We start from the raw sequence: 26,336 nt of genomic DNA on the forward strand, positions 1-26,336 counted from the left end.
GTGAAGGCGATGTCTGTAAATACGGCACTGAATACATTGAAGTTAAATGGGCATATTGCGGTGATTTATTCTGCTGATCCTGCACAAGTAGGTTCAGTGATTTATCGAAGCTACAACACGCGAAGCTGGAAAAGCTATCAAAAGGTGGCGAATGATATCAAAGAAGGGCTTGAGCAAGCAGGATTTAATCATGTTATCTGTTTGGCCGATGATCAGCATTTAGCTAAGCAGTTAGCTGAAAATAAAATCGACTTTGCTTGGCTAAATACGGGAGGGATGCAAGGCGCAGATCCTTGTTGCCATGGTGCCGCGCTGTTAGAAAGTTTGGGTATCCCTTATGTTGGGCATACGCCGCTTAATGCCGCGCTTATGGATAATAAATTTCTGTTTAAAAAGCTTTTACAGCAACTTGCTATTCCTACGGCAGAGTATGTGCTTTGGCATCCTGAAAAGCCAAATACGGCTGAAGAATTGGTGCTCAGGCATAACAAACTTCACTTCTTTGGCGATGCTAAACTCATTGTTAAACCTGTATCGGGGCGGGCTTCTAACCATGTGCATTTAGTAAACTCTTTGCGCGAATTAAATGAGGTTTGTCAGCAGGTTTATTCACACACGCAAAGTGCCGTTTTAATTGAGCAGTTTTTATCAGGAGACGAATACTGTGCTTCGGTGATCCCAACCATGGGGGAACTGGCTTCGCCCACTTGTTTTGGTATTTATCAGCGCAATTTAGGGCCAGGCAATCGCATATTTACGTCAATGGATATCAAGCCAATCGGTACGGACTCCATCATTACATTATCTGATGAGCAACAAGCGCATCTTAATGAGACGGTGACAGCTTATTGTAGAAAGCTCTTTTCCGTGTTGAACTTATATTGCTTGTTTAGGCTTGATTTGAGAATGGATTCAAAAGGACAGTTATGTGTTCTTGAAGCAAACCCTAAACCTGATTTAGGGGCTGTACATAATGGAACAGGCAGCTTGGTTGCAATGGGTTTGCAAGAGCTCAAAGTCTCGTACACGCAATTTTTAGACTATTTAGTTCAAGTCAGTTTGAGCCATTTATCTTTGCATCGAACACCTAAATATCATGCGCTGTTAGCACGTATAGGTGCGCCATGTCAGTAGAGTCAGAGGTTATGCATAACCCCAAAGAGCAACATGAGGCAGTAAATCGCATTGGGCTAATGTATTTGCTTAAGCAAACTGTGCAATTGCAAGTCACCTTATTATTGTGTGTTGCTGTGATAGTGTTCATTGCCGCGGGTGAAGCATACCGGGTTGCCCCAGAGTTGGTGCTTAAAAATATTTGTAATCAATCACATATCTTACGTCAGCAAATTAATCAGTCGCTCAGCTTAGGTATGCCGATTGAATACAAAGGGTTTGCACCGCAAGTACATACTTTTGCATTGCAAACCCAAGGGGTCGAACGGGCTGAAATAAAACCCATTTATGCGCAAGCTGACACGCAAAACAGTGCTCTCATTCCCTTATCTTGCTCAGCAGCTCCAGGACAACTCGTTGAGCAAATTGACATTGATATACTTGGTTTAGTGCTGCCTAAAGCAGCCTCACAGCAATATGTTTTGCAACTGCCATTGGCAACTAATACCGCTGATGTAGGCGTGCTTTCAATCGCCCTGACTGCGGGCATTTTCAATCAAGAAATCCATCAAGCATTTGGCAAAATTATCGATTCAATACCTTGGGTTTTCATTATTTTTACCTTTTTTGTGGCAGGGCTTTTCCAAAAACAAGCTAAGGCCAGTACCTTGAAGTGGGCGTTTTATTGTGTATTTAGCTTACTTATCGTGCAATTGGTGATGACCTCTTTTTCTCTATATCAAACCAAAATTATTGGTCAAAGTGATGCTGTGCTTGATTTATTGTCGCAGCGTTTGAGTGAAGTGACCGATATGGGGTTTGATTTAGATCATCAGGTACGTGGTGTTGATGAGTTATTAGAGCCTTATCGGGTTAATAACAGTATTTTGCACAGTTTGAATGTGTTTAAGTTGGGTGAAGCATCAGGACTAGATAACAAAGAGGGTGTCATAACAAACTGTCGACAAATTGGTTTGTCTGATTACCAAGTGTGTAGTGAGGTGCTAAGTAACGACATTTATCAAAAATTGTGGAAGGCCGTTCGCAATATTTTCATTTTATTAGCCGCTTTATTATTGATTTTAAATGTCTTAGTTGAAGCTGTAGTCAGCAGTCAGCGAAGCAGTAAAGTGAGAAATTCTGCTTTACCGAGTAGCTATCGAGCAATCAGAGCAATTTTTGTTTTGGGTGTTTTGCTTGAGTCGATCACCTTATCTTTTTTTCCTGCTTACTTAAGGCAAACACTGGCGCTTGGTAGCGGCGAATTACAGTTGATATTCAGTTTGTACTTCTTAGGATTTGCTTGTGTCATGGTGCCAGCAGCAGTGTGGGTGAGACGTTTTGGCGTTCAAACAATGCTTCGTTTGGCCTTGGTGGTAAATAGTCTGTCGTTGCTTGTGCTTGCCTATTTTGTTGAAGCTGAGTTACTTGCAATTGCGCGATTATTATCGGGTATGTCACAGGGGTTATTGGTGATCTGTGTGCAAAGTCAGTTTTTACGTATCGCTCAATCTCACCCTCAGTTTTCAGCGAGTAATCAATTATTAATTGGTTTTTATATCGGGGCCATCGCTGGGGTGTCAGTGGGAGCGGTCGTGGTGCCAATTTTAGGCGTTTCAGGGGTATTTATGAGTGCAGCTGTTATTGGCGGCCTGACATTTCTTTATAGCTTGAATCAATCTATAGAGCTGGCAGTCGATACAAGTGGTGACGACGATGCTAAACCCTCTGCAAGCAAGGGGTTACTAACAGACTTATTAATGATGTTTAAAGATAGGCAATTACAGCAATGCTTGTTACTTATCGCCATTCCAATCAAAGCCATACATACCGGGGTGATCTTGATTTATATCCCAGTGCTTATCAATCAGCAGTTTGCAGACCCTAATATCGCTGGGCAAATCATTGCCTTGTATTTCTTCGCGATCCTGATTGCGACACATTTAGCTAAGCCCAATGCCAATAACCAACTACGAGCCATTAGTTTGAGTGTTTTGGGAGCAGGGTTAAGCATTATGCTCATAGCCAGTTTTGAGTGGGTGGCGCATACCTTAAGTCACTATGGGTCACTGCAAAGCTATCAAGAACTGTTGTCGGTGAGCGTTATTGTGATTGCGGTACTTATGGTGGGCTTTTTTCAGGGCACATTGGGCAGCCCATTGGTCGGGGTGATGCTGAGTAGTCACTATGCTAAACAATTTGGCAGTGACATTACCGCGGCTAATTATCGATTTTTGGAACGCATGGGGGCGGTATTGGGCCCCATGTTGACAGCAGTAATTTTGGTACAAGATAGCAATAGCAAAGTGAATACTAACTTGTCTTTGGTGGCTTGTATTTTCGTTGCTATGGGATTTGTTTTTTATATTTTTATGAGGTTAACATGTCAAAAGGACAAGTAATATTGACGCTGTTTTTCACAGTTTTTTTAAGTGTGTTCAAAACTCAGGCTTTTGAAGTGGGTTTTTGCGATAGAATGTTTATCGCTTATCAAAAGGTTGCGCCAGAGCATAATGGTTTAACCTGTAAAAAGCGTTTTGTAAAAAGCGCCAAAACAGGGCGATTGAAAGAGCAAGCGGAGTTAAATCGCTACCCCGATCCGCAATTTAAGATTTTGGTTTTATCACCCAAATGGTCCACCGCCTATGATATTTCTACGGCAGAGATTGCCCGTGATTTTAGAAACTCAGGCATAAAAACCAATTTCACTTTATTCAATTATGAAGGCAATGAAGTGGAAGCCGAAGCTATGGTTGCATGGGCGCAGTTAAAACAGTTCGATCTCATTTTTTCAATGGGCTCTAAGGCAACTGATTTTGTAAGTCGAAATTACAAAAATGGCGCGATTCCGGTTGTCAGTGCCTGTAGTAAAGATCCGATAGCCATGGGTTATGTTGATCCCGTGTTGATGAAAAGCCAAACAAACATTGCTTATACATCTTTGAACATTAATGTAGACACGCAACTGGCCTATATCAAATCTAAGTTCTTATCAGATCTCACAGACTTGGCAATTATTTATGATACCAATAACACCAGTTCAGTGGTGACACAGGTAAAACCGTTTCTGAGCCTCCAAGAGGCATATAAAGTAAAAGTGAGCGAAATTGGTGTGGATTTAAAAGACCCAAATCATAATCTTGAGCGCAAAATGCAAGAGTTTGTTGAGCTTGAGAAATCGAACCAAGCCAAAGCCTTTTTAGTGACAGGCAGCTCTGAGCTTTATGAGAATGTCGATCTGATTAACGTCTATGCGCAAAATGTGCCTGTGCTGAGTGTCACGCCGAGTCATGTTGAAGGTGGTGAGCGCAGTGTCTTTATGGCTATAGGTGTCAGCTTTGAAAGTAACGCCCGTTTAGCTGCAAACTATGCGAAGCGTATTCTAATGCACAAAGGCAAGCCAGGTGAGTTGCCCGTAGGCTTAGTAAAAGCACCTGATATTGCCATAAACTTGATGCGAAAACCTGATGAAATCACCAGTCTACCCATTAACTTCTTAGAAGATGCCCTGCATATTTTCAATAGCCAAGGAGAGCCGATGAAAGTTGGCGGCTTGATTGTGTCTCCGACACAGCTTTAAATAAATAGGGCTGACAGTTATGACAGAGCTCGAGGAAGCAATGGCAGAGCTGGAATTACTGGTGGCTTACATTTGTCGTCAAGGCTTACAGCTTGACGGCAAGTTACTCAAAGACGTACTTAGAATAAAAACCGAGTTTAACGAACAAAAAGCATTGTCAGAAGAAGAGGAAGCGGCGTTTTGGCAATACTTTAATGAGCTAGTTAAGCAGGTTGCGCCAGCCAGTGTAGTGAGTATTCGTGACAGTAATCCTAGCCACTCTTGGCAGGCGCGCTTTCCTAAGCAATTCAAACAAGTACACCGTATTCCTTTATATTATGGGTTGTTAGTATGTGCCATTATTGTACTGACAGTGAGCTTGCAAACTTATTATATGGTTGGTATCGGGGTAATTCATAAAACCCATGCGTTATTCGCAGAACGTAATGAGTTTCGAGAAAAGCTACAGGCACTGAGTTTAAATCCCTCACATAAAGCAAGTTCTGAGTGGCTAGCCATAAAGCGCAAAGAGCAAGAGCTTGATCAGGAGTTTGATGCAAATCGTACCTTGCTACTCAGGTGGAACACATATTGGCGATTGGGTTTTAGCCATGAAGTGACGATTTCGGAGTTTGATAAATTTAAATATCAGCAGAGTAAAGCCAAGTTAACGGCGCAATTAGACTTCATTACTGAGCAGCCACGAAGTCATGAAAGCGCTAAGCAAATTACACAGCTAAAAGATAAGATCTCGGAGTTAGATAAAGCCTTTGTGCTTCATCAAGCTCGGCAAGCCTTTTTTGACTCACGGCTTTCGGCCGAATATGTGGTTAACTTATTGGCGAATTATATTTTACCCCTGCTGTATGGGCTATTAGGCGCATTAACTTTGGTATTGAGAAACCTACACCTTGACTTCAAGCGCGGTACGTTTTCCAAAAAACTCTGTTTAGATTACAACTTACGTATTTTGCTCGGTGGTGTTGCCGGTGTGTCTAGTAGTATGTTGATGGGGGAGGGCACAGGGGTACCACAAGGTAGTTATTCACCTATGCTGTTCGCGTTTGTTCTGGGCTACAACGTCGAAATTATGTTTGCATTGATGGATAACATTGCGAATCGATTAGGTGATAAAAAAGCCTGATTAGTCAGAGGGTTTCCCCAATTTATCGATTTTAATCTTGTTTAAAGTGTGATTTTTCAGCAGAAGAGTCACACTATGAGGCAATCCCTTTTTTCTTTAAAAATCAGCGCTAGACGGCATGGTATTGGTAAAGTAGTTCAGTTACTTATAACCCTTAAACTATTTATTTCTGGTGTCTTGTTTTCTATTCACAGCCAAGCTTATACGCCAAAAGATGAGCATGCTCTCACGATTGATGCTTCAACGCTTTGGACCACACAGCAAAACACTAAACAAGGATTTTCGAGCTCACTATTTTCGGCAAATATTGATCTTGGTCTGCAATTGAACACACAACAATTAATTCAGCTTGGTATTGAGTACAGCCAAACGCCCGATGAGCAAGGACAAGCTTTGTTCGCATTATTCGAAAGTAGTGCCGACTTGCTGACCACACAAGATGCAAATGAAGCCGGCAGAGCTCAAATTTCTACGTTTTATTGGCAAGACTCAGGCGCATTTAAACAGCCAAATAGCAATACAGACACCGAACTCACCATTGGTTTGTTAGATATCGAAGGCGGTGTCGATACCAATGGCATTGCCAATGACGAAAACACCCAATTTTTACTGCCAGCTTTGGTGAATAACACCAGCATCTACACGCCAGATTACACCTTGGGCATACGCTATCTAAAACAGCCCAGTGAAAATGAGCTGGGATACACTTTATTAGTGAGTCGAAGTGAGGGAGTGGCGGATAAACAAGGCAATTACGCTGATGTACTTATGCAGGGCAACAGCCAACTATTTATCGCCAGTGAAGTGAAATGGCGCGTTAACAACTCAGAAGTACATTTAGGTGCTTGGAAAAATCAGGCCGAAGCGGCAACGGGAATTTACTCTGCCTTGCAATATCACCAACCAATAAGCACAGGCGAATTAGCTTTGTTGGTGAGAATGGGCTTTACCAAGCAACAGCAAAGTGACGTCGAAACACAAACGGATATTACTTCTCCTGAATTTAAGCAAACACTCACCCATTCTACTCTGAGTGTGGCTTCAACATGGACGCAAAGCAACTGGCAGTTAGGTCTAGGTGTAGCGACTGAAAGGCAACAAGCAAAGCAAGATGATGAAATACATCAAGGAGAAGCCTGGCTCAAATATACCTTGCATGATATGGCCTCTGTATCCTTGTTCAATCAATGGCAGTGGCCAGATAAGCAAAGTAATAGGGTGCAAGCAAGACACTCAGGCTTACGGTTGTTTTTGCAATTTTAAGACTATGTTTGATGAGCCAGTTTCTGATAACCGCTTATATTCGCCACTCTTATGCGACCGATCTGCTCAGGCTACCTGAGCAGCATCCGCTGTATCGTAAACATGCGTGTTTGGTAGTAAGTGACTTAACCCATAAAACCTCTGCAGCGCATGGTTTTGGCTTTAACGGTTATATTAGAGAATCTATTCCGCGCAAAGGGAAAGTTATCTATAAGCAGCCACTTCTACTATCAAAAAATGAAACTAAAATTGACGAGCTCTATCAGCACCTCACCAGCCGCTATGCACCAAATTACAGCATTGAGCATTATAACTGTGTTGATCACTTGTATTTTTGTCTAAAAGAAGTAGGCATTAAAAGTAAGTTATTAACTCATTTTAAAAAGGCTAATATGAAATGGTATAAAAATGAAAGGCAATAAATTTTTTGTTAAACCTTTGCTCTTTAATGGAGCTAAATTGGGTATGTTTTTGTTTGAAACTGTGCAAAAATATTGAACCATAATAATTATTCTTTAGGGAAAATAAGATGAAAAAACAATATGGTTGTTTAGCTGCAATAGCTTTAACTGTGGCGCTTTCTGGTTGTGCGACTTCGCCAAACGCAGAAAAAGACGACAATACCAATCAATTAACTGTGGGTGTTGTGCAAAAAGAAATAACAACTGGTATGCCGTCAACAGACGTGTTAACAGCACTTGGTAGCCCAAATATTGTTAAAACTAACCCAGAGGGCAATGAAGTTTGGGTATATGATCGCTTTTCAAAAGAACAGGTATATCAAACCACAGGCGGTGCGTTAGGTTACTTCTCTGGTAATGGCGGCGGTATTATTTCTTCAGAGCAAGGCTCTAGCCAAGTGAGCTCTAAAACACTTACCGTGATCATTAAATTTGATGCGCAAGATAATGTTGCTTCGATTGCTTACCACCGCAGTAAGTTTTAATTGAGGTACAAGCATGTTTAAACTGAAATTAGTCATTGCAGCTTGTGTGGCTTTATTTCTTGTTGGCTGTGCCTCGAACCAGACGCAAATGTCGACAATGGAAGTACGAAGTTTACAAACCAAAGAATATCAAACTTCAGACCATATTCGAGTCTATAAAGGGTTAATCAACGCTTTATTAGACAGGGGTTTCACTTTAAAGTCGTCTGACGCCAACTCTGGTGTGGTGATTGCGCATTACAGTTCTACCGAGCTCAATGGCGCCGAAATTGTCACTAAAGCGGTCGCAACTTATTTAACCTTTGGTCTGAATTGGATTTTTGGTGATAATAATTTCGAAGATATTTTAATCGTAGATATTTCGGCCAACGTTACTGAGTTATCTGGCGTGAGTACAGTGCGTATTAATGCAGTTGGTAAGCGTATGAATAGTGACGGTGAAATTGTTGATACTAAAATGGTGACTGATCCTGAATACTACAACAGCATTTTTCAGCAAATCGAAAAGTCTGTTTTCATTGAAGAAAACCTAAATTAAATTATGTGGGGTTTGGTGATTCGCTGACATTGAATACGCCGCCAGACCTCTTATCTCGTTCAAATAGTCCTTTCTCACATTTATCAAATAAACTTTTGGTTGGCTTTAACCTCACCTTTCGTTATGTTCATCATGTACTTAACCGATACATAAGGAAGTAGCCATGACCATTGAATGGACGTATTTAGCCAAGCATCCTCAACATATCAAACAGTTAGCCGAGTGGTATTTTGATGAATGGGGCGAGTATGTTGAAAACAGCACCGAGTTTGCATTTCAAGAGAAACTCAAAGCGTATTTAAACATTGATGGTATTCCATTAATCATCTTAGCGGTTGAAGGAGATACCCTGGTGGGCGCGGTACAAATTAAGTACCGTGAAATGACAATTTATCCCGATAAAGAATATTGGCTGGGTGGTGTGTATGTTAACCCAGACTACAGAGGACAGCACATCGCATCCCAATTGGTTCAGAATGCAGAAAAACGTGCCATTGAACTCAAAATCAACCTCCTACACTTGCAGACTGAGTCTTTGAATGGGGGTCTTTATGCCAAACTTGGCTGGGAGATTGAAACCCAGGTTAATTACCGAGGTGTTGATGTGGCAGTGATGCAAAAAGTATTAAATTAAAAGAATTTAAAATAAGCAATAAAAACATATAGTTGTGTTTCTATGTCGATGTTTTCAAGACGTTGGCGGGAAACTGTCGTGACGGTTTTTATATAAACTATGTAATCTGCTGAAAAAGTTTAAATACAACCCTAAAAACCATAATGAATAAGCAAGTGAACATTTCTAAAGAAAAAGTCCGCCAGTTAAGAATGAGTAAAGGTTGGCCGCAAGAGCAATTGGCTCTAGCTTCAGGTTTAAGCGTGCGCACAGTGCAAAGAGTTGAATCTGAAGGTGCAGCGTCTTTGAATACGGTAATAAGTTTAGCAGCAACTTTTGAGGTCGACGTCTCTGAACTACAACAAACTTATCAACTTGAAACGTCACAAAAACTGCAATACGGCTTATTTATTGGGTTAGTCATACTCACCTTGTCACTTGCAACTCAACCTTTACAGCTTCCAGGTGATCCTTACTCTACGTATATGAGCTTTATGAGTTATTTTCTTACAGGTCTTGGTATCTTAATTATGACGCCAAGTGTCATTTCAGCCTTTAAGCAAAAACAATTTATTCCTCTTGTATTAGCTTCGATTGGTACGCCTCTCAGCACCATGCTTGTGATTGGCGTGTTGTATTTTTTTCTGAGTCTTGGCAAACCGATGTGGGAGCTATTTGCATTGGGGGTAGGTGGATTATGCCTAATGACGATATCTATTATTAAATTTCGACAATAAAAAGAGGGATTATAAAGCGACAATTGAGGTTGTGTTCTGACAATTAATAATAGAAAGAGTTAGCCAGTTAAGTTGTACTTAGCTGGCACGGTACAAAACTAAAGAATGACAGGAATGGTCCAGCTTGCTTGACTTGAGCCACCAATTCCGGAATAAACAGCACCTTCCTTGATACCCTTAATTATTTGATCTTTTTGAATGTTAGGCAGTTTTTTCATTAGTATATCAAGGTCTATTTCAGACTGGTCAGAGTAATTAACGTCAACCCCCGTCACCGTAAAACCGAGACTACTTGTTTCTATGAAATCAAAGTTACCTAAATAAGTTGCTTTTCCTGGCTCTATTTTAAACTCGACTTTCATTGGGTTTATCGGTGTTAAGGTTGCATAGCCACTTTGAACTCTCCAACGCCATATATGATATTCGCCAGCGGGAAGCTCAGTAGCAAAGACTTCACCTTTTCTATTTAGGTGAGAAAAGTCTCCTTTTGGTGGGATTGGGATAAGCGTAGAACCAGCACCAAACTCAACATAATCTAGTTTATTTGTTTTTGTGTTTTTAAAATAAACGGCGTAGCCAGAATAACCGCCTTGGTAACTAATAGAGGTCACTAATAAGCCCTTATCAGTAGATTCATTTAGGCTGTAATCTTGTTTGACAGTAGTAGCCGCACAACCTGAAAGTAGAAATGTGGCTAAAAGAATAAATAAAATTTTCTTCATTAAGTTTTCCATTATTTTTATGAGAACCGCAATTTTCCATAGGGCTCAAGCTTATTGTTATAAAAGGGGTTTATTCTTTCATTTTAAAATAAAAACCAAACCTACATTTAACTAGATATTTTTTCAATTAGATTAAGTTATTGATGTGAAGGATACCCTAACAATACTTTGAATTTTTTAATAACCCCTTTGGCCAATACCACTTGCCTATAGATGATTTTAACTTGCATAAAGTTAGCACTCCATGGCGTGTTATTGGGCTCCGGCCCAACAATACCATAGCGGGTTTTAATGCTCTTATCTTCTTCTACAAACGTACCGAATAACTTGTCCCAAATGATTAAAACGCCGGCATAGTTCTTATCAATATAAGGGGTATTAGTGGCGTGATGAATTCTATGGTGCGTAGGTGTGTTGAATACCTTTTCGAGCCAACCTAAGTTGCCTATGGTTTGCGTATGCACAAAAAACTGAAAGGCGAGGTTGAGGGCGACAATGGCAAACACAATAGTAGGCGCAAAGCCCAGTAAAATCATGGGCAGCCAAAACAGCCACATGCCTACAAGTGGATATAAAAGGCTCTGCCTAAAAGCGGTTGTGAAGTTCATATGTTTTGAGCTGTGATGGACCACATGGGCAAGCCAAAACCAGTGGATATTATGAGACGCACGATGAAACCAATAGTATAAAAAATCTTGTAGTAAAAAGCCGACTAATAAACTGCCAATTGAAAAGGGCATATCAAACAAGGCAAATTGATGCAACCAATTAAAAAATGGCATCAATAATATGAGCGCGATGGCATCACTACCTTGATGCAACAGCCCGAGCACAGCGTTGTTTAAGCTGTCTTTTATGTTGTAATACTGCCTTGCTTTATAGAACTCAACAGCGACACATAATAAGAAAATCGGGCTGAGACCAAGTAAAATAAGTTCAACGGGAAGCATATATATCTCCAAGTCTATTTAGGCATTGTTCTATGTCTTTTTGAAGGATGGCTTTGAGAACAAATTTGGGAATATACCAAGGACTTTGACATTGAATTCGATACGAAACTTGGGTGTGTTCGCCGATTTTATGAAAATGAATCTTCCCGCGGTGCTGGCGAACAGGGAAGTCATTGAGCACCTGATAACAAATCCCAGTTTGGTCAGCTTGGGTGATCTGCTCTTCAAAATTTACATACAATATTGATACCTGTCGGATACACCCCTTGCCACCTGTTATTTCATCCTTGTTGGCAGGTTTGAGTACTTTGAATTTTGCATTAAAAAAACGGTCAAGATTGCTGTGGTCGAGCAAGGCATTGAGCAAAGTATCTGCGCTACAAGCAATCTGTTTTTGATATTCAACGACTAACATAATCGGATCACATTTGGCTTTTTTAACAGCATAATTTGACAATAAGTGAGGTTCTTGCGCTAATACGACATGGTTTTGTTATTTTGCGACAGGGTTGTTATGGCGTCAGTTTCAAATGCATATTTACATAGTGTCTTGGCTTTTTTGAATGAGCAGGGCATTGCTACAACAGAAATAAAATGCGATATCGCACAGCTCTCATCTGAGCGCATTGCCATGCAAATCTATGTTGATTTGCTTAACTTTGGTGCAGAGCGCACAGAGCTTAGCTTGTTTGGGTTTGAATTGGGTAAGCACATTCAAGCAAGAGATTACGGTGTACTGGGCTATTTGGTCGAAAGCTGTGAAAATCTTTCACAGGCCATAGATGTTCTCATGCGGTTTGATGCGCTGGTCGCTGATATTGGGCAAACTCAGCTAAGTGCTACTGACACATTTGCGCACTTAGATTGGCAACCGCTCACCACCGACTGCAAACAGATGGTGCTTCGAAATACCACAGCTTGGGTTGCGACGGTGAGAAAGATCCTTGGTGAAACGCTTTCTCCTCATCAAGTTTCATTAAGCTTTGCTTTGTCAGCACAAGAAATTGCACAGCTAAAAGAATGGTTTAATTGCGAGGTAATAACAAATACTAATGAAAACCGCATCAGCTTTGATAAAACACTGCTAGCACTACCATTTACCTCTGAAAATAAGGCCATGTTTCAAGCTCTGGTTAAACTTTCTGAAACTGAGCTCTCTCAAACTATTCGAAACAGTAATATCAAACAGCAAGTTGCCACTTTACTCAGTGCTACAAGCAACTTACAGGGTTGCGATCAAAAACGTATCGCCGAAGCACTTTTTATGAGTGCGCGTACATTACAAAGAAAACTAAAAGCTGAGCAAGCAAGTTTTTCGGCTATGTTAGAGGCTGAACGTAAATCTCGTTTAGATAACTTACTTAAACACAATACCATTACGCAAACTGCCTATGAACTGGGTTTTGTGGAGCAATCATCATTTACCCATGCATGTAAAAAATGGTTTGGCATAACACCACTGGCCTATCAGAAATCACTATCAGGGCTTACTGACAAAATGGCAAAATAATTCATTACAATTTTATTGGTGATATTCAGTTTAAATCTTTGGGTCTTAAATAAAAATGCTTTAGTTTGGTTGATAGAACTTGAGATAACAGGGGCAAAGATGAAACAAGATCAAATTAATTTTGCAGACAAGTTTGCTAAATTCAATGAGCATTGGTCGCCGAGAGTGATCGCAGAGATGAACGACTACCAGTTTAAACTGGTTAAAGTTCAGGGCGAGTTTACCTGGCACGACCACAAAGACACAGATGAAGTGTTTATTGTCATCGAAGGCGAGATGGGTATTGAATTTCGAGACCGAAGTGTTCATCTGAAAACGGGCGAAATGTGTGTTGTAGCTAAGGGTGAGGAACATAAGCCATTTGCTGAAAATGAGTGTAAAGTGATGATTGTTGAACCAAAAGGGGTTGTAAATACGGGTGAAGCAGGCGGTGAACTGACCGCACAAAACGATGTGTATATTTAAGTAACCTGAGCTCTGGATAATAAATCTATCTCCAGCGGCTACTTTCAACGTTAACTGCGTTGAATTTACTTGCAATAGACCAGCTATTGACGCGCAAATTCGCCTTGTTATCGTTAAAAGTCTCCGGCTGCAGACTTGAAAAATCACTTATTATTTTAATATCAATATGTAAGTAAATCTCTTAACCAAAGTTCAGGTTAAGTAATTTTAAAAAGGAGCGGTTATGTCTAACGGTTGGAAATGTCCTAAATGTGATTGTCGAGATTATGAAACAGATACCATTGCAACAACGGGCAGTGGCTGGTCAAAGATCTTCGATATGCAAAATCGAAAATTCACAGCTGTGACCTGTGTGCACTGTACTTATACAGAGTTTTATAAAAGTAGTACAAGTACACTAGGTAATGTATTTGATTTATTTACTAATTAAGTAATTTATTGAAAAGGAATTCGAAAATATGGCAAAAATTTATTTACTACTCGCCATTTTAGGCGCGGTACTCCCATATGGGGCCTTATTACCTTGGCTATTTGAAAATGGATTTAATCTACAATTACTTTGGCAAGCAATCACTGCAAACAATATCAGCGTGTTAGCATGGTTAGATGTGGTCATAGCCGCAGTGGCGCTTATTTGCTTCATAGTAACAGATAGTAAAAAGCATCAAGTTAGAGGCGCTGCGTTTGCGATAATCGCGACCTTGACTGTTGGTGTAGCATGCGGTTTGCCACTGTATTTATATCTCAGAGAAAAGCATAGAGAAGGTTAAGGCTTAAATTGTTCGAGGATTTTTGCCGATTCTTTACCGATATTGGCAAATTGCTCGGTGCCTTTTTCGAGCACTTTTTGCGCCTCTTCAATGACCTTTGAATATTTAGGATCGCCCGTAGCCAGAAGCTGAGATAACGCCACACCAATTGCAGTAGTAGTAATGGTGCTTAGGTTTCTTAAATTATCGGTGGCGTCTTGCACGGCAATAGCCGTAGACTGGGCTACGGCTTGTTCAGCTTTTTTGCGTGCATTGACATCCGACATGATAGTGCGAGATTAACCCTGCGATAAGATCATGGCGCATGAAGTACTGACAGAAGCTGTACTTACAGTTTGTGAACTTTGCTGAATGGTCACGGCATTTTGCATCATTAAGCCCACGGTGTCTGCGAGGCTTGAATCTGACAGTTGTGTGATGATATCAGAAATGTTTTTTTCGTTGCTATCAGACATACTTACTCCTAGATAACAATGGGAACTAATCTAGTCCCCAAACATGTTTTACCAATCCACATTAATACTTAATCATTTTGAGGGACTAAAACTGACGCTAGCTTCGTTAAAAATTTCTCTTTTAGAACAACTAAATAGCAAAGTTTTAGCCTTACCTACATGGATGTAGGTACCTCAGCGATAGCAGGACGCGTGAGCGGTGCTATCGACAATTTTTCTTGCCTCAAAATAGATCACTTAATTAAAAGGATTGGTATTACAAAATTGAGTTAGCCTTTCTCAATTAACTCTTCAGTGGTACGGCCCAGTACCGCACTGCCAATTGCACCGAGCGCATTAACACCCTGTACGGTAGCAGCTTGCGCCATGATATTGGCATTCTGCTGTGCGCTGGTGGCATTATTCCCTGCGTTTGACAGTGATAATCCGAGCGCAGTATAAAAATTACCCATCGCCATCGCTGGGGTATCTGCCAGTACTTTGGTATTTACTTGAGTAATAGAGTCTGTGATCTGTTCATTGACTTTATTGAGTTGTTTGTCGGCCATAATGAGTCCTTATTCCGTTTGATTGTCTTCTTGCGTTGTCGGCACACCAAGTTGTTCACTGAGTGCTGACATGGCTTGAGTGAGTGTTTTGTCAACGTCATTCAGCATGGCGTCAACGTGTTTAGAAATTTTGCTGGCTTCTTCAAAAGGTTGGTGCTCGTTTAACACTTTTTGATTGCCTTGCAGGAGCGCATTGACCTCTTGCTGCTTGCTTTTTGTGAGCGCAGTAATTTGTGCTAATTGTTCAGCACAATGAGCTTGAATTGTTTCGGTACTATTCATCGTCAGTTGACTCTTTGGGTTTTTTGCCTAAAAAGTTAAACAAGTTGAAGCGCTTTTTTTGTGGAGGCGGGGGCGTTATTTCCTCTTCAGGCTCTACATCTTCAATATCTGCATCTTGCTCAAGCTGTAAGGGAGCTGGAGGAGCTTGGGGCGCAGCATGAGTTTGTTGAGTCGACGCTGGTAAATGAGTCGGTGTTTGCAATAATCGAGCACAGGCATTGGTGATCGATGCCGAAGTGGTCATTTGTGCACTTTGTTGGTTGGTGATCGCATTATGCATCGACAAACCCAATGTCTCAGCGAGGGTAGCTTCAACCATACTGGTTGGCTGCTGTGAAAATGGGTGGTTGTCTTCAGGTACTTGATTTGTGGTATTTTGTTCGTCACTCATTGCTTTGTCCTTGCTTTAAGCACGCAAAAACTGCGTAGATTAGTTAGAAATTAAATACAGCTTATCGCCTATCGCTTGAACAAAATCGGGGCTTTTTACTGAAAATACGGGGATGATTAAGACAGTAAGATTCATCCCCAAAGTGATTATTCGGCGGTCTCGTGTAACACAGTGGCAATTTTTTCGCCCACCACACTGAAGTTTTCAGCACCTTGAGAGACAATAGATTGTGCCGTTGAAATAGCTTCAACATATTTGCTATCACCCGTTTCTAGAAATTGTGATAACGCGACACCAATTGCAGTGGTACTTAAGGTATTGAGGTTACGTAAATTGTCAGTTGCATCTGCCATCGCCAGGGCGGTAGATTGGGCGATTGACTGTTGTGCGCTATTAACCGCAGACTCACCTGCCTCAGGGGCTTGGTTTAGATTACTCATATTTTACTCCTGCAAAAAAGCCCTTAGTTGCAAGGCAAGTAAGGGCCTGAAGGCATCAGAAAAAGCGATTAAGCGCCTGGCTCAATAATGCTTTCAGCACTGCGGCCAATCACTGAGCTACCAATTGACATCAATGAATTAACACCCTGCACAGTTGCAGCTTGCATTGTGATTGCAGCTTGTTGTTGTGCCGCTGTTGCATTGTGTGCAGCGTTACCTAATGCTTGGCTTGTTGACATGAGTAGGTTACCCATTGCCATTGCTGGTGTTTCACCTACCACTTTAGTGTTTACTTGCGTAACTGAATCAGTAACTTGCGGGTTTACTGTTAGTGCATCTGCCATGATTTTCTCCTGTGACCGAATCGGTCCTTATTAAGAATAAATAAAATTAAGAATTAAAAAGCGCCATACACATTGTATGGCGCTGAGCGCGATTAGCCTTTTTCGATGATGCCTTCAGCGCTTCGACCTACTACAGAGCCACCAATTGACATCAGTGAGTTAACACCTTGCACAGTTGCTGCTTGCATCGTAATTTGCGCTTGTTGCTGTGCTGATGTTGCATTGTGCGCAGCATTACTTAATGCTTGGCTTGTTGACATTAATAAGTTGCCCATCGCCATTGCTGGCGTTTCGCCTACAACTTTAGTGTTTACTTGAGTTACTGAATCAGTGATTGCACCATTAACTGTTGCTGTCATGATAATTTCCTTTCTTTAAGTTAATTTTGACTGTTAAGTCGTAAAGTTAAGAGAGAGGTTTTGCAAAGCAAAACCGCTCAATTAAGATAAAATCTCTGCGGTACCGCGGCCGATCACTGAGCTACCAATCGACATTAGTGAATTCACACCTTGTACTGTCGCTGCTTGCATTGTGATTGAAGCCTGTTGGTTACCTGTTGTTGCATTTAGCGCTGCTGTGCCTAATGCTTGGCTTGTTGACATATGCACGTTACCCATTGCCATCGCAGGTGTTTCACCAACCACACTGGTGTTCACTTGCGTTACTGAGTCAGTGACTTGGCTATTTACTTGAAGTGGTGTTGCTGCACCACCAGCTGCTGCTGCCATAGTTTGTTTCCTTCTTCATGTTGATATTTTGCTCATTCCAAGCGGTTTGAGCTTTTATGCTTTCGCATACTTGGCGCCAAGAGAGAGAATTAAATTCGCTCCAATGGCGGTATTTGTTTTGATCAGCACATTGTGTTGCTGCTGAGAGTAAGTGGCATTGTGTGCAGCATTACCCAGTGCTTGTGCTGTTGCCTGCACTAACATGGCACGAGAAACTTGAGGTGATTGTTGGTTAACTAAGTCTTCTATTTGTGTGCTTAAGTCTTCCATCACAGTTATCCGTGCTTGTTTCGATAAGGTCATATTAGGGGTTGCAACGTTTTGTTAATCGGGCAATTGTGCTAACAATTGCCGCGAATATCGGCTTGTCTAGATTCGGTATGGTTTGTATTGTTTTTTATAGTCGCGAGGTGACATACCGGTATAACGTCTGAAGATTTTTTCGAAGTGGCTTAAGTCGCCAAACCCAACCTCTAAACATAAATCAGTAATACGAATGTTAGGGTCCTGGGCTATCATGGCTTTGGCGTGTTCTATTCTTAGTTCAGCCAAAATTTGCTTAAAACTTTTGTTTAATGTGTTTTTAAATAAGTAAGACAGATGAGAGGGGCTGACAAATGCCTGATTAGCAAGGCCTGTTAACGTGATCTCTTGTTGCCAATTGTTCTGCATATAAATTAATGCTTTCAGCAAACTTGGGTGTAACGCTCTTTGTTCAACAACTTGTTTTTTAAACAATATAGTGACGATAGATTTTCGGTGCTCTCCTAACGTTTGGACCGCACTATTTTCTAGTTGTTGACTAAATTCAGGCAGTGTCTGTTTAAGTACCTCTGAGCTGATATCGTCTTGATACGAAAGGGCGATTAACTTAACCAGAGTTTGCTCTAATTGCATCATATTGCCAGGCCAGTCGTACTGGCTTAGTAAATCAAAGCAATCTTTTGCAAGGCTTTGCTTGGCACTAATCTTATGGTAGTCAAATAAGGTATTGATGAGTAAAGGTAAGTCAGTTTTTCTGTCTTTTATACTTGGAATTGGTAGCTCAAGAAAGCTTAGTTTTTCAAACAGGCTGCGAGAAAATAACCCCTGATTAACCCGAGCATATAAATTGTGTTCACTACTAGAAAGTAACCTGGGCTGAGACGTGTTTTGTCTTAGGCTATATTGATTAGTCAGCAGGGCATTGAGCTGAGTTTGTTGCGACATCGGCAAATGGCTGACATTGGCGATTAACAAAGAGCCATTTTGCGCCTGTTCGAATGCTTGTTTTAATTTACTTTCAAAGTTATGTGCGTCAATAGATGTGCAATCAAGCTCAACAAAAGGGCCTGCTTTTTTATCACTTAACATATGAATGCTAATCGCTGTTGCGAGCGTTTCACTTCCTGGTGGGGCATTTAAGACGAGGGGGAATAAGGTGTTGGCACACTTTTCTATGAGTCTTTCAAGTTTGTTTATCTCTGCGCTATAACCTTGGAGCGCAAAGCTTTGGCCAAATTTTTCGTCACTCAGTTGTGCGACTCTGAGCCTCGCAAGCATCAATCCGAGCTGGCTTGCAAATTGTTTAAATGCAAGCTCTTCGCTTGAACCCTGCTTTACTTCAACAAGTAAATGTAATGTACCAAGCTGTTTTCTTTGATAATTAATGGGGATTTTTGAAATGGGCTTTTCAAACTGCGCCGATTTAGGCCAAAAATGTGAAACAGTATGACAGGTTTGATATTCAACCACAAAGTCACAACGTGTTAAGTGATTAAATTTATTGTCTAGTAGCTGTACAATTGAATTATTGAACAAAAGCGCTACATCTAAAGGTTTCCTTTTCACTTGTGAGCGAATTTCCATTTTATTTCTCCGGTTGGTTAGCCACCACACGCTTCTATTTTATTTGTCCCAAAAAAAACAATAAAAATCGGTGTTAAATAAAATCCTTTATCAGCATTTTTGTGGTGAAAGTAGTGTGTAATTGGCAAAGTACTGGAAAAGACGGGCCTTAAATCGGGGAAATCAAGCGAATAGTGATTACAATTTATTACACCTATTAAGAAAACGTCTTATTAACATCGTTTAGGCTTTTAGTGCCAAAAAAATGGATAAGCGCTTGCCAAAGTAGAAAAGTGCAAGGAGCTAGCCAAATGCAAAAATTGCAATTGCGCATATTTGTATCAAGCTTGATACAAATGAATCACAAACGGATACCCAAAAGGTGGTTTAATATCGATACAGTGGTTTTGACTCATCAATGGGAAGACAACACAATGAAAAAAACTTTGTTAGCAGTAGTACTAAGCCAAATTATTTATTTACCCGCTCAGGCGAGTGAGTTATGGCAGCAAACCACACAAAACCGCAGTGCAGAGCTTAAACAGCTTGCTCGGTATCATCTTGCAAGTAGTCAATTACAAGCTAAGCTCATGGCGCCAAGCCAAGAGGTGGACGTTCAATTACCCTTACCCAGTGGTGAGTTTGTCGTATTTAGACTTAAACCCAGTAAAGTCATGTCTGATACTCTGGCGGAAAAGTTTCCAGACATAAAAACCTTTGTGGGTTTTCAAGTTGATAACCCAGCTAACACAGGCCGTTTCGATATTGGACCAAAAGGCTTCTTTGGAGTTTTTAATCAAGGGCAATCACGGGTATTTATAGATCCAGAGCAGTCAGAACATGTTTATCGCAGCTACGAAGCTAAAGCACTGCATACATCTAAACTAATTAAGCAAGGTGCCCCGATTAAGCGCCTACAAAGCAGTCAGTTAAAGCGTGAACAAATACAATCGAGCGAGACTCAGGCGGAAGATAGTGCTTTACCTAATACACATATCACTTACCGTATTGCGTTCACTACTACAGGGGAATACAGCCAATTTCATGGTGGCACAAAAGAAAAAGTGATGGCGGCTATCGTGACCATGGTGAATCGTCTCAATGATGTATATGAGCGAGATCTAGCCATGAATTTTGAGATAGTGAGTGACAATGACAAACTGATTTTTTTAAACCCTGAAACCGACCCATTTGCAAATACCGATGAAGATATCGATATTCTCACAGAGCAAATTAATGGCTTAATTTCACAAGACAGCTATGACATAGGCCACCTAGTAGGAACTGGCGGTGGCGGTTTAGCTGGGTTTGAAGTGGTGTGTACTGAGTTCAAAGCTGAAGGTGTAACAGGCAGTGAAGCGCCTACCAACGACGCATTTCATATTGATTATGTCGCCCATGAAATCGGGCATCAGCTAGGTGCAGATCACACCTATAATGGTTTAGCTGGGGCGTGTGATGGAAACCGAGTAGATCACAGTGCCTATGAACCAGGCAGTGGTTCTACCATTATGGGCTACACAGGCATTTGTGATGAGCAAGATTTACAAGCTAACTCAGATCCTTATTTTCATATTCGTTCATTAGATCAAATGAATAACTACAGTCGTTTAGGGGCGGGTAATACGTGTGGTGTTCATAAACAACGTACGAATGCAAAACCTTCAGTTGAAGCAGGTCAAAACTATACTATACCGGCTAAAACTGCTTTTAAATTAGTAGGTTCAGCCCAAGATAGCGATGGGGACACGCTCAATTATAGCTGGCAACAGTTTAACTTAGGGCCTGCATCTGCTGATAAACAACAAGACAGTGTTGATGATGGTAAGCGACCCTTGTTTAGAACGTTTAATCCAAGTTCAGAGCCAACCCGTGTTGTGCCTCAGATGAGCGACCTCCTAAAAGGTGAGCTGAGTTACGGCGAAGCGTATGCAACCACAACGCGTTCGCTAGATTTTCGTTTAGTTGTTCGCGATGGGCAAGGCGGTGTTAGTGATGACACCATGCAAGTTAATGTAGTTGAAGTTGAGCAAGGTTTTTCTGTCACGCTACCTGACCAATCAAGTAATTGGCGTGATAATGAACAAGTTGTTACTTGGCATACAGCGGGTACTGAAAACGCACCGGTCTCTTGTGGAAAAGTGGATATTTTACTTTCGGATGATGCCGGACAAAGCTTCAAAACTACCTTGGCGCAAGGTGTTGCAAACAACGGTCAATTCAATGTTCAGATCGAAAATGTAACCACGACGCAAGCGCGTATAAAAGTGATGTGTAGCGATAATATCTTTTTTGCGATTAATTCTGGTAATTTTGCTATTGAAGTTGGAGAAGGCCCAATCACAGAAGTCGCCCCACAAATTACGGGTCAAATCGCGTTGTCAGTGAATGAAGATAGTAGCATCACAATAAAGACCTCTGATTTAACTTATGCAACAGCAAAGCCTGTTGATAAGCTCACCCTACAGCCTGGTGAAAATTATGCACTGGACAACTTAACTATCACGCCCACTGCTGATTTTAATGGCTCGCTTAAAGTGCCGGTTACCGCATCTAGAGGTGAGCTTACCAGTGAAGTATTCCAGCTAACAATTACAGTTGCAGCGGTTAATGATGCACCTGTTGCGCAAGATGACACTTTTGAAGTGGACTTTGAAGCCAATGAAGTGACATTGGATGTACTTAGCAATGATTCAGATAAAGATTTAGATACATTGGTCGTTGAGAGTGTTGATTACCAAGGACAAGGCACAGTCGAGATTAAAGAGGGCAAGCTTGTCTATTCAGCAGCAAGCGGTTTTTCAGGAAAAGAAACATTTAATTACACTGTATCAGATGGTAATGGTGGTACAAGCACCGCACAGGTAGAAGTTACAGTGAAAGAGGATCCGACGCCAGTAACGCCTCCAACGCCTGAGCCAAGTAATAATGATGGTGGCTCTGGAACATTCGGCTTATGGTCGTTGCTAGGACTTGCTGCATTATTCTTAAGAAGAGTGAGGAAATAATAATGATAAAGCTCACCAGTATCGCTTTATTAGCTGGGTGCTTAGTAGGTTGTGCATATACTGCACAACCTACTCAGGCCAGTGCCCAGCAAACCAGTCAGCGTGAAATGACAAAACAAATAGAACAGGCAGTAGAAAGAAATGACTATAGATTGCTTGCCTTGGCAAGCAGGCGTCTAGTTTTTCCGGGCTTAGAGCAAGAAGACACTGCGAAATTAAAGAAAATGTGTGGAGTGCGCTACGTCGACAACAGCACAGACATTATTAAGAGCACAGAAGATAAACAAAAGCGCAGAGATGCTTATGCTTTCGCAAAATCGTTTAACCAAGCTATGTTAAAGCACTGTTTAAATTCAGCTACTGATTCAATAGATACTGTTGAATGATACACTTATGTTAGATGAAAAATGTATCAAAGCAGGGCATACAGACGTGCATTCAATTTTAATAATTGATGATGATATTGAGCTGACCGACTTAGTTAGCCAATTTTTAACTCAAAATGGTTATAAAGTCAGTGTTATTAATGATGGCAGTGACGCAATCAAAGAAATAGCTTCTGAGCAGCCAGACTTAATTATTCTTGATTTAATGTTACCAGGCACTGATGGGCTGACCATATGTAAAGCTATTAGGCCAAGCTTTACTGGGCCCATCATTATGCTCACCGCTTTAATCGATGACATAGATGAAGTGACTGGTTTAGAAGTGGGTGCTGACGATTATTTATGTAAACCCATTAAACCTAGGGTGCTTCTGGCGCATATTCGAGCCCAATTGAGAAGACAATCAAGTTTAACCGAGAAGCAGCAAACAACCCTAGTATCTTGTGATGGCGACCTAAAGATTGATTTACCTAATCGACGTGTTAAATATTTATCTCAAGATATAGATTTATCGAGTGCTGAATTTGATTTGCTAGTAATTTTTGCAAGTTCACCTGGCGAGATTTTCTCTCGAGAACAGCTGCATAAACGCATTTTTAAGCTTGATTATGATCCCATGGATAGATCTATAGATTTAAGAGTATCTCGTCTTAGAAAAAAATTAGGAGATGATCCAAAACAGCCTAAGTTATTGACTACAGTGAGAAATAAAGGGTATTTACTTGCAACTTAACCTGAATAAAGTCGTTCTTGGCGCTCTTTTTTTGCTTCTATGTAATTTAGTGGCTGCGCATGTCACTTACCACTATGCTCAACCTGCTCTAGTTGAAAAGGCCATTGATGAATGGGAAGCACATCTTTATGAAGTAGCCAATGATCTTGAAATAATCTTTACTAATACTTCAGCGACACATTGGGAGCGTGAAGCGCTTAAAGCCAGTGAACGTTATGGGTCAGATGCTTATATTGTGTTAGTTGAAAACCTTGCTGCGTATGAGCAAGACTTATTTTCAAGAGCCCTTGTAGAGAATCAAAAGAGTTTTATAGACCTTTCGACATCCAGTGTGTTTTATAATCTTGATGATCAGCAATTGGTGATGCTCGAAAATGTGTATTTTGATAGTGTAACTAACTGGCTCTCTGATTGGCTTTTATGGTTGGTATCTAGTGTGCTGAATCTCGGCGCATTGGCTTTATTTACCTTTCATTGTTGGTCTGAGCAAAAGCGTTTGGAAGAAAACATTTCAAAGATTAATGAGAAAAGCAGTCCTCGTTCAAGGTCAATTGACGAGCAAATTATCCAAATAAAACATTATTTATCCGATATTAGTGCGCAAAATCAAACTCAATTAAACTTACAAAGAGATCTTCTACATGGTGTTGCTCATGAGTTCCGAAGCCCTATGGCACGTATTCAGTTTGCACTAGATATGCTAGAAGATGCCCAAGAGCAAGATAGACAAGACTTAACTCAGTCAATGCAAAAGGCATTGCAGGGGCTAGATGATCTAGTAAAAGAGTTGCTTTCATATGCGCGCTTAAAAGATGGCTCAACAGTGCTAAATATAGAGCCTTGTGTACTTACTGACTTGATAAGGCAAGCACAGAAACAAGTAGAGGCTTTTTACCCAAGCATTCAATTTGAGGTAAAAGACAGTCAAATAGAAGCTGAGGTTGATACACATTTATTAACTAGATTACTTATTAATATACTTCGTAATGCTGGCAGGTTTGCTAAAAGTAAATGTGAGATCAGTTTAACTTTAGAGAGCGACTCAATACTCTGTATTGTTGAAGATGATGGTATTGGGATCCCGCCAGGAAAAATAACCCGTATTTTTGAACCATTTACACGCCTTGATCCAAGCAGGTCAAGAGATTCAGGTGGATGTGGCTTGGGGTTAGCCATAGCGCGATCAATTGCGCATCTACATGGCGGTGAATTAACTGTTATTGAAAAACACCAGGGTTTGGGCGGCGCATGTTTTTGTTTGGTTTTGCCATTCAACCCAAGATGATTGCCATTCATTTAATACTCAGATATTTTGGAATAAATTTTGGTACATATTTATTTCGGTCGTACTTATGTTTACAAAAAACACCCCTAAAACAGTTTTTATTGTGGTGATACTACTAACGTTGATTTTTGATCAGCTTTCTAAGCTCTGGGCTGCTACTTCTCTAGAACCTTGGCCAATGGCGAGTTATTTTAATGATGTGTTTCGAATTGGTTATGCTGAGAATCATGGTGCTTTTTTGAGTTTGGGCGGTGCAATGCCTGAATCAATGAGAAAGGTCGCTTTCATTGGTGTGGTCGGGGCTTTTCTATTGGGTATTATCATTTACGTATTAAGAGATAATAAACTGACAAACCCGATGGCGGTCGCTTGGGCGCTGATTGTCTCTGGTGGTGCTAGTAATTGGCTAGATAGGGTATTAAATGATGGTGGTGTTATTGATTTCTTAAATGTGGGCATCGGTAGCTTACGTACAGGGGTTTTTAACATTGCCGATATGTTTATTTTAGCCGGTGCAGGAATGTTATTATTTTATGGCTGGCAAGAAGAGCGCGCTGCGAAACAGACTGCTAATTCTTAGTTTTATCAACTTTTTACAATAGCCCACCGTCAATGAATTAGAGCTTTGTGTTTGTAATTGTTATTAATTGTTACACAAAGCTTGCACTCTCTTTTCATTTCATCTTTTAACCAGTAGTCTTAGCACCAAGTATTATATTTGAGGCAAAGACATTGATTAAACATCTATTTTCAGCAGCACTGTTAGTTGCTAGCAGCTCAGCAATGGCAACCATTGTAGAGTTTCAAACTTCCCAAGGCAGTTTCCAAGTTAACTTGTTTGATCAAACCACGCCTAAAACGGTTGAAAACTTCATGAAATATGTCAACGCGGACCGTTATCAAGATGTAATTTTTCACCGCTTAGAACCAAACTTTGTGTTACAAGGTGGCGGCTTCTTTTATGAAGGCAGTATTCCGCTAAGCCAAGTAGAGTCATTTGGTAATGTAGATAATGAGCCTGTTTATTCAAATGTGCGCGGTACCATTGCGATGGCGAAACTGGCAGGTGATCCAAATAGCGCATCAAGTCAGTGGTTTTTTAACCTTAAAGACAATAGTGCTAATTTAGACGTGCAAAACGGTGGCTTTACTGTATTTGGCCAGGTGATTGGTGATGGCATGGATATCGTTGATAAAATTGCTAAATTAGAGCGTTGTGGTTCAATTCCTTTGGTTGATTACTCGCAAGAAAAATGTGCTGACGATCAGGTTAACCCAGACGAGAGCAATTTCATAACAATCAATGCAGTAACGATTATTGATGACAGTGAAAATACGGCAGAAAATTTAGAACCTAAGAAAAATACGTTGCTGACAACAACTGATCCTGACACGGGTAATAACAATTCAGAGAGTAGTTCAGGTAGCTTATTTAGTATGTTGATGCTGTTAGGTGCAGGCTTATTTGTTAGAAGAAAGCGCTAGTTTTCTTAAAAACAAAGTCCGCTTAAAAAATTAAAGCCCAGACTAATTAGTCTGGGCTTTTTATATTAACCCTCTAAATTAAGCATGATTGAGG

General features: G+C 40.7%; 34 protein-coding genes. 20 read left to right on the forward strand and 14 right to left on the reverse strand.

Annotated features, from left to right (window positions below; all coding sequences use genetic code 11):
• Window positions 1-9 precede the first annotated feature (9 nt).
• From ACXAC4_RS05300 to ACXAC4_RS05345, 10 genes are all read left to right on the forward strand, one after another.
• Complete coding sequence (locus ACXAC4_RS05300) at window positions 10-1,134, forward strand: ATP-grasp domain-containing protein (protein ID WP_475159579.1); 1,125 nt, start codon at window positions 10-12, stop codon at window positions 1,132-1,134.
• Window positions 1,125-3,515 carry an MFS transporter gene (locus tag ACXAC4_RS05305; protein WP_475159581.1) on the forward strand — a complete coding sequence of 797 codons (2,391 nt, stop codon included), beginning with the start codon at window positions 1,125-1,127 and terminating at the stop codon, window positions 3,513-3,515. The genes ACXAC4_RS05300 and ACXAC4_RS05305 overlap by 10 nt, the downstream gene beginning before the upstream one ends.
• Entirely contained in the window at window positions 3,497-4,693 is a 1,197-nt protein-coding gene (locus tag ACXAC4_RS05310) for an ABC transporter substrate-binding protein (RefSeq protein WP_475159582.1), read from the forward strand. Before ACXAC4_RS05305 ends, ACXAC4_RS05310 begins: the two co-directional genes overlap by 19 nt.
• 19 nt (window positions 4,694-4,712) lie before the next feature.
• Window positions 4,713-5,816: a hypothetical protein gene (locus ACXAC4_RS05315; protein ID WP_475159583.1), complete on the forward strand. Its 1,104-nt coding sequence runs from the start codon at window positions 4,713-4,715 to the stop codon at window positions 5,814-5,816.
• Window positions 5,817-5,891: 75 nt separating this feature from the next.
• Window positions 5,892-7,079, forward strand: coding sequence for a hypothetical protein (locus ACXAC4_RS05320; RefSeq protein WP_475159585.1), 1,188 nt, complete (start codon window positions 5,892-5,894; stop codon window positions 7,077-7,079).
• An 11-nt stretch (window positions 7,080-7,090) separates the two neighbouring features.
• Window positions 7,091-7,501, forward strand: coding sequence for a hypothetical protein (locus tag ACXAC4_RS05325; RefSeq protein WP_475159586.1), 411 nt, complete (start codon window positions 7,091-7,093; stop codon window positions 7,499-7,501).
• 107 nt (window positions 7,502-7,608) lie between these two features.
• Window positions 7,609-8,025, forward strand: a complete 417-nt coding sequence (locus tag ACXAC4_RS05330; RefSeq protein ID WP_475159588.1) for a hypothetical protein — start codon at window positions 7,609-7,611, stop codon at window positions 8,023-8,025.
• 13 nt (window positions 8,026-8,038) lie between these two features.
• On the forward strand, window positions 8,039-8,563 hold the full coding sequence (locus ACXAC4_RS05335) for a hypothetical protein (RefSeq protein ID WP_475159589.1): 525 nt from the start codon (window positions 8,039-8,041) through the stop codon (window positions 8,561-8,563).
• Window positions 8,564-8,726: 163 nt separating this feature from the next.
• On the forward strand, window positions 8,727-9,197 hold the full coding sequence (locus ACXAC4_RS05340; RefSeq protein WP_475159590.1) for a GNAT family N-acetyltransferase: 471 nt from the start codon (window positions 8,727-8,729) through the stop codon (window positions 9,195-9,197).
• A gap of 143 nt (window positions 9,198-9,340) precedes the next feature.
• Window positions 9,341-9,913, forward strand: coding sequence for a helix-turn-helix domain-containing protein (locus tag ACXAC4_RS05345; RefSeq protein WP_475159592.1), 573 nt, complete (start codon window positions 9,341-9,343; stop codon window positions 9,911-9,913).
• A 98-nt stretch (window positions 9,914-10,011) separates the two neighbouring features.
• Here ACXAC4_RS05345 and ACXAC4_RS05350 read toward each other — a convergent pair whose 3' ends face one another.
• From ACXAC4_RS05350 to ACXAC4_RS05360, 3 genes are all read right to left on the reverse strand, one after another.
• Window positions 10,012-10,635: a membrane lipoprotein lipid attachment site-containing protein gene (locus tag ACXAC4_RS05350; RefSeq protein ID WP_475159593.1), complete on the reverse strand. Its 624-nt coding sequence runs from the start codon at window positions 10,633-10,635 to the stop codon at window positions 10,012-10,014.
• 137 nt (window positions 10,636-10,772) lie between these two features.
• The gene (locus tag ACXAC4_RS05355) at window positions 10,773-11,585 is read right to left on the reverse strand and encodes a sterol desaturase family protein (protein ID WP_475159595.1); all 813 of its coding nucleotides are present in this window, start codon (window positions 11,583-11,585) and stop codon (window positions 10,773-10,775) included.
• Window positions 11,572-12,000: an SRPBCC family protein gene (locus ACXAC4_RS05360; protein WP_475159596.1), complete on the reverse strand. Its 429-nt coding sequence runs from the start codon at window positions 11,998-12,000 to the stop codon at window positions 11,572-11,574. The genes ACXAC4_RS05355 and ACXAC4_RS05360 overlap by 14 nt, the downstream gene beginning before the upstream one ends.
• A 99-nt stretch (window positions 12,001-12,099) precedes the next feature.
• On the opposite strand from ACXAC4_RS05360, the gene ACXAC4_RS05365 reads away from it, so the two are divergent.
• The 4 genes from ACXAC4_RS05365 to ACXAC4_RS05380 all read left to right on the forward strand — a co-directional run bounded on the left by ACXAC4_RS05365 (window position 12,100) and on the right by ACXAC4_RS05380 (window position 14,330).
• A complete protein-coding gene (locus ACXAC4_RS05365; RefSeq protein WP_475159598.1) occupies window positions 12,100-13,095 on the forward strand; it encodes an AraC family transcriptional regulator ligand-binding domain-containing protein in 996 nt (331 codons plus the stop codon).
• A gap of 99 nt (window positions 13,096-13,194) precedes the next feature.
• A complete protein-coding gene (locus tag ACXAC4_RS05370; protein WP_475159599.1) occupies window positions 13,195-13,560 on the forward strand; it encodes a cupin domain-containing protein in 366 nt (121 codons plus the stop codon).
• Window positions 13,561-13,783: 223 nt separating this feature from the next.
• Window positions 13,784-13,990 carry a zinc ribbon domain-containing protein gene (locus ACXAC4_RS05375; protein WP_058029381.1) on the forward strand — a complete coding sequence of 69 codons (207 nt, stop codon included), beginning with the start codon at window positions 13,784-13,786 and terminating at the stop codon, window positions 13,988-13,990.
• Between the two features lie 28 nt (window positions 13,991-14,018).
• The gene (locus tag ACXAC4_RS05380; protein ID WP_475159601.1) at window positions 14,019-14,330 is read left to right on the forward strand and encodes a DUF2834 domain-containing protein; all 312 of its coding nucleotides are present in this window, start codon (window positions 14,019-14,021) and stop codon (window positions 14,328-14,330) included.
• Here the strand turns inward: ACXAC4_RS05380 and ACXAC4_RS05385 are convergent.
• The 11 genes from ACXAC4_RS05385 to ACXAC4_RS05435 form a co-directional block, all read right to left on the reverse strand.
• Window positions 14,327-14,596, reverse strand: coding sequence for a hypothetical protein (locus tag ACXAC4_RS05385; RefSeq protein WP_058029383.1), 270 nt, complete (start codon window positions 14,594-14,596; stop codon window positions 14,327-14,329). The genes ACXAC4_RS05380 and ACXAC4_RS05385 overlap by 4 nt on opposite strands.
• 12 nt (window positions 14,597-14,608) lie before the next feature.
• Complete coding sequence (locus tag ACXAC4_RS05390) at window positions 14,609-14,785, reverse strand: RebB family R body protein (protein WP_475159603.1); 177 nt, start codon at window positions 14,783-14,785, stop codon at window positions 14,609-14,611.
• A gap of 269 nt (window positions 14,786-15,054) precedes the next feature.
• The gene (locus ACXAC4_RS05395; RefSeq protein ID WP_058029384.1) at window positions 15,055-15,333 is read right to left on the reverse strand and encodes a RebB family R body protein; all 279 of its coding nucleotides are present in this window, start codon (window positions 15,331-15,333) and stop codon (window positions 15,055-15,057) included.
• Window positions 15,334-15,342: 9 nt separating this feature from the next.
• Window positions 15,343-15,615 (reverse strand): hypothetical protein, encoded by a 273-nt coding sequence (locus tag ACXAC4_RS05400; protein WP_475159605.1) that lies wholly within the window; start codon window positions 15,613-15,615, stop codon window positions 15,343-15,345.
• The gene (locus ACXAC4_RS05405; protein ID WP_475159607.1) at window positions 15,608-16,006 is read right to left on the reverse strand and encodes a RebB family R body protein; all 399 of its coding nucleotides are present in this window, start codon (window positions 16,004-16,006) and stop codon (window positions 15,608-15,610) included. Before ACXAC4_RS05405 ends, ACXAC4_RS05400 begins: the two co-directional genes overlap by 8 nt.
• Before the next feature lie 146 nt (window positions 16,007-16,152).
• The gene (locus ACXAC4_RS05410; protein WP_058029386.1) at window positions 16,153-16,446 is read right to left on the reverse strand and encodes a hypothetical protein; all 294 of its coding nucleotides are present in this window, start codon (window positions 16,444-16,446) and stop codon (window positions 16,153-16,155) included.
• A 68-nt stretch (window positions 16,447-16,514) separates the two neighbouring features.
• On the reverse strand, window positions 16,515-16,790 hold the full coding sequence (locus ACXAC4_RS05415; RefSeq protein ID WP_058029387.1) for a RebB family R body protein: 276 nt from the start codon (window positions 16,788-16,790) through the stop codon (window positions 16,515-16,517).
• 92 nt (window positions 16,791-16,882) lie between these two features.
• The gene (locus ACXAC4_RS05420) at window positions 16,883-17,155 is read right to left on the reverse strand and encodes a RebB family R body protein (RefSeq protein ID WP_390446018.1); all 273 of its coding nucleotides are present in this window, start codon (window positions 17,153-17,155) and stop codon (window positions 16,883-16,885) included.
• Window positions 17,156-17,230: 75 nt separating this feature from the next.
• On the reverse strand, window positions 17,231-17,518 hold the full coding sequence (locus tag ACXAC4_RS05425) for a RebB family R body protein (protein WP_138480629.1): 288 nt from the start codon (window positions 17,516-17,518) through the stop codon (window positions 17,231-17,233).
• 54 nt (window positions 17,519-17,572) lie between these two features.
• On the reverse strand, window positions 17,573-17,821 hold the full coding sequence (locus ACXAC4_RS05430; RefSeq protein WP_475159609.1) for a RebB family R body protein: 249 nt from the start codon (window positions 17,819-17,821) through the stop codon (window positions 17,573-17,575).
• A gap of 66 nt (window positions 17,822-17,887) precedes the next feature.
• Complete coding sequence (locus tag ACXAC4_RS05435) at window positions 17,888-19,366, reverse strand: helix-turn-helix domain-containing protein (RefSeq protein ID WP_475159611.1); 1,479 nt, start codon at window positions 19,364-19,366, stop codon at window positions 17,888-17,890.
• Between the two features lie 413 nt (window positions 19,367-19,779).
• Here ACXAC4_RS05435 and ACXAC4_RS05440 point away from each other — a divergent pair, with 413 nt between their 5' ends.
• The 6 genes from ACXAC4_RS05440 (at window position 19,780) to ACXAC4_RS05465 (ending at window position 26,242) form a co-directional block, all read left to right on the forward strand.
• Complete coding sequence (locus ACXAC4_RS05440) at window positions 19,780-22,353, forward strand: reprolysin-like metallopeptidase (protein WP_475159613.1); 2,574 nt, start codon at window positions 19,780-19,782, stop codon at window positions 22,351-22,353.
• 2 nt (window positions 22,354-22,355) lie between these two features.
• On the forward strand, window positions 22,356-22,739 hold the full coding sequence (locus ACXAC4_RS05445; protein WP_349285825.1) for a hypothetical protein: 384 nt from the start codon (window positions 22,356-22,358) through the stop codon (window positions 22,737-22,739).
• Window positions 22,740-22,746: 7 nt separating this feature from the next.
• Window positions 22,747-23,472, forward strand: a complete 726-nt coding sequence (locus tag ACXAC4_RS05450; protein ID WP_138480624.1) for a response regulator — start codon at window positions 22,747-22,749, stop codon at window positions 23,470-23,472.
• Complete coding sequence (locus tag ACXAC4_RS05455; RefSeq protein WP_475159616.1) at window positions 23,462-24,757, forward strand: sensor histidine kinase; 1,296 nt, start codon at window positions 23,462-23,464, stop codon at window positions 24,755-24,757. Before ACXAC4_RS05450 ends, ACXAC4_RS05455 begins: the two co-directional genes overlap by 11 nt.
• A gap of 67 nt (window positions 24,758-24,824) precedes the next feature.
• Window positions 24,825-25,337: a signal peptidase II gene (gene lspA, locus ACXAC4_RS05460; protein WP_475159618.1), complete on the forward strand. Its 513-nt coding sequence runs from the start codon at window positions 24,825-24,827 to the stop codon at window positions 25,335-25,337.
• A gap of 152 nt (window positions 25,338-25,489) precedes the next feature.
• Entirely contained in the window at window positions 25,490-26,242 is a 753-nt protein-coding gene (locus tag ACXAC4_RS05465) for a peptidylprolyl isomerase (RefSeq protein WP_475159621.1), read from the forward strand.
• Window positions 26,243-26,336 lie beyond the last annotated feature (94 nt).

This window comes from Pseudoalteromonas sp. AWM4_233 (genome assembly GCF_056158285.1).

What these genes read in the sequence shown, in the direction of transcription:
- ACXAC4_RS05415 (WP_058029387.1), bottom strand. Translation starts at nt 16,790, where the DNA reads ATGGCAGATGCACTAACAGTAAACCCGCAAGTTACTGATTCAGTTACG.
- ACXAC4_RS05380 (WP_475159601.1), top strand. Translation starts at nt 14,019, where the DNA reads ATGGCAAAAATTTATTTACTACTCGCCATTTTAGGCGCGGTACTCCCA.
- ACXAC4_RS05310 (WP_475159582.1), top strand. Translation starts at nt 3,497, where the DNA reads ATGTCAAAAGGACAAGTAATATTGACGCTGTTTTTCACAGTTTTTTTA.
- ACXAC4_RS05405 (WP_475159607.1), bottom strand. Translation starts at nt 16,006, where the DNA reads ATGAGTGACGAACAAAATACCACAAATCAAGTACCTGAAGACAACCAC.
- lspA (WP_475159618.1), top strand. Translation starts at nt 24,825, where the DNA reads ATGTTTACAAAAAACACCCCTAAAACAGTTTTTATTGTGGTGATACTA.
- ACXAC4_RS05350 (WP_475159593.1), bottom strand. Translation starts at nt 10,635, where the DNA reads ATGAAGAAAATTTTATTTATTCTTTTAGCCACATTTCTACTTTCAGGT.
- ACXAC4_RS05435 (WP_475159611.1), bottom strand. Translation starts at nt 19,366, where the DNA reads ATGGAAATTCGCTCACAAGTGAAAAGGAAACCTTTAGATGTAGCGCTT.
- ACXAC4_RS05410 (WP_058029386.1), bottom strand. Translation starts at nt 16,446, where the DNA reads ATGAGTAATCTAAACCAAGCCCCTGAGGCAGGTGAGTCTGCGGTTAAT.
- ACXAC4_RS05340 (WP_475159590.1), top strand. Translation starts at nt 8,727, where the DNA reads ATGACCATTGAATGGACGTATTTAGCCAAGCATCCTCAACATATCAAA.
- ACXAC4_RS05365 (WP_475159598.1), top strand. Translation starts at nt 12,100, where the DNA reads ATGGCGTCAGTTTCAAATGCATATTTACATAGTGTCTTGGCTTTTTTG.
- ACXAC4_RS05360 (WP_475159596.1), bottom strand. Translation starts at nt 12,000, where the DNA reads ATGTTAGTCGTTGAATATCAAAAACAGATTGCTTGTAGCGCAGATACT.
- ACXAC4_RS05440 (WP_475159613.1), top strand. Translation starts at nt 19,780, where the DNA reads ATGAAAAAAACTTTGTTAGCAGTAGTACTAAGCCAAATTATTTATTTA.
- ACXAC4_RS05375 (WP_058029381.1), top strand. Translation starts at nt 13,784, where the DNA reads ATGTCTAACGGTTGGAAATGTCCTAAATGTGATTGTCGAGATTATGAA.
- ACXAC4_RS05370 (WP_475159599.1), top strand. Translation starts at nt 13,195, where the DNA reads ATGAAACAAGATCAAATTAATTTTGCAGACAAGTTTGCTAAATTCAAT.
- ACXAC4_RS05450 (WP_138480624.1), top strand. Translation starts at nt 22,747, where the DNA reads ATGTTAGATGAAAAATGTATCAAAGCAGGGCATACAGACGTGCATTCA.
- ACXAC4_RS05325 (WP_475159586.1), top strand. Translation starts at nt 7,091, where the DNA reads ATGAGCCAGTTTCTGATAACCGCTTATATTCGCCACTCTTATGCGACC.
- ACXAC4_RS05300 (WP_475159579.1), top strand. Translation starts at nt 10, where the DNA reads ATGTCTGTAAATACGGCACTGAATACATTGAAGTTAAATGGGCATATT.
- ACXAC4_RS05305 (WP_475159581.1), top strand. Translation starts at nt 1,125, where the DNA reads ATGTCAGTAGAGTCAGAGGTTATGCATAACCCCAAAGAGCAACATGAG.
- ACXAC4_RS05425 (WP_138480629.1), bottom strand. Translation starts at nt 17,518, where the DNA reads ATGGCAGCAGCAGCTGGTGGTGCAGCAACACCACTTCAAGTAAATAGC.
- ACXAC4_RS05395 (WP_058029384.1), bottom strand. Translation starts at nt 15,333, where the DNA reads ATGGCCGACAAACAACTCAATAAAGTCAATGAACAGATCACAGACTCT.
- ACXAC4_RS05400 (WP_475159605.1), bottom strand. Translation starts at nt 15,615, where the DNA reads ATGAATAGTACCGAAACAATTCAAGCTCATTGTGCTGAACAATTAGCA.
- ACXAC4_RS05445 (WP_349285825.1), top strand. Translation starts at nt 22,356, where the DNA reads ATGATAAAGCTCACCAGTATCGCTTTATTAGCTGGGTGCTTAGTAGGT.
- ACXAC4_RS05355 (WP_475159595.1), bottom strand. Translation starts at nt 11,585, where the DNA reads ATGCTTCCCGTTGAACTTATTTTACTTGGTCTCAGCCCGATTTTCTTA.
- ACXAC4_RS05430 (WP_475159609.1), bottom strand. Translation starts at nt 17,821, where the DNA reads ATGACCTTATCGAAACAAGCACGGATAACTGTGATGGAAGACTTAAGC.
- ACXAC4_RS05390 (WP_475159603.1), bottom strand. Translation starts at nt 14,785, where the DNA reads ATGTCTGATAGCAACGAAAAAAACATTTCTGATATCATCACACAACTG.
- ACXAC4_RS05330 (WP_475159588.1), top strand. Translation starts at nt 7,609, where the DNA reads ATGAAAAAACAATATGGTTGTTTAGCTGCAATAGCTTTAACTGTGGCG.
- ACXAC4_RS05385 (WP_058029383.1), bottom strand. Translation starts at nt 14,596, where the DNA reads ATGTCGGATGTCAATGCACGCAAAAAAGCTGAACAAGCCGTAGCCCAG.
- ACXAC4_RS05315 (WP_475159583.1), top strand. Translation starts at nt 4,713, where the DNA reads ATGACAGAGCTCGAGGAAGCAATGGCAGAGCTGGAATTACTGGTGGCT.
- ACXAC4_RS05335 (WP_475159589.1), top strand. Translation starts at nt 8,039, where the DNA reads ATGTTTAAACTGAAATTAGTCATTGCAGCTTGTGTGGCTTTATTTCTT.
- ACXAC4_RS05320 (WP_475159585.1), top strand. Translation starts at nt 5,892, where the DNA reads ATGAGGCAATCCCTTTTTTCTTTAAAAATCAGCGCTAGACGGCATGGT.
- ACXAC4_RS05345 (WP_475159592.1), top strand. Translation starts at nt 9,341, where the DNA reads ATGAATAAGCAAGTGAACATTTCTAAAGAAAAAGTCCGCCAGTTAAGA.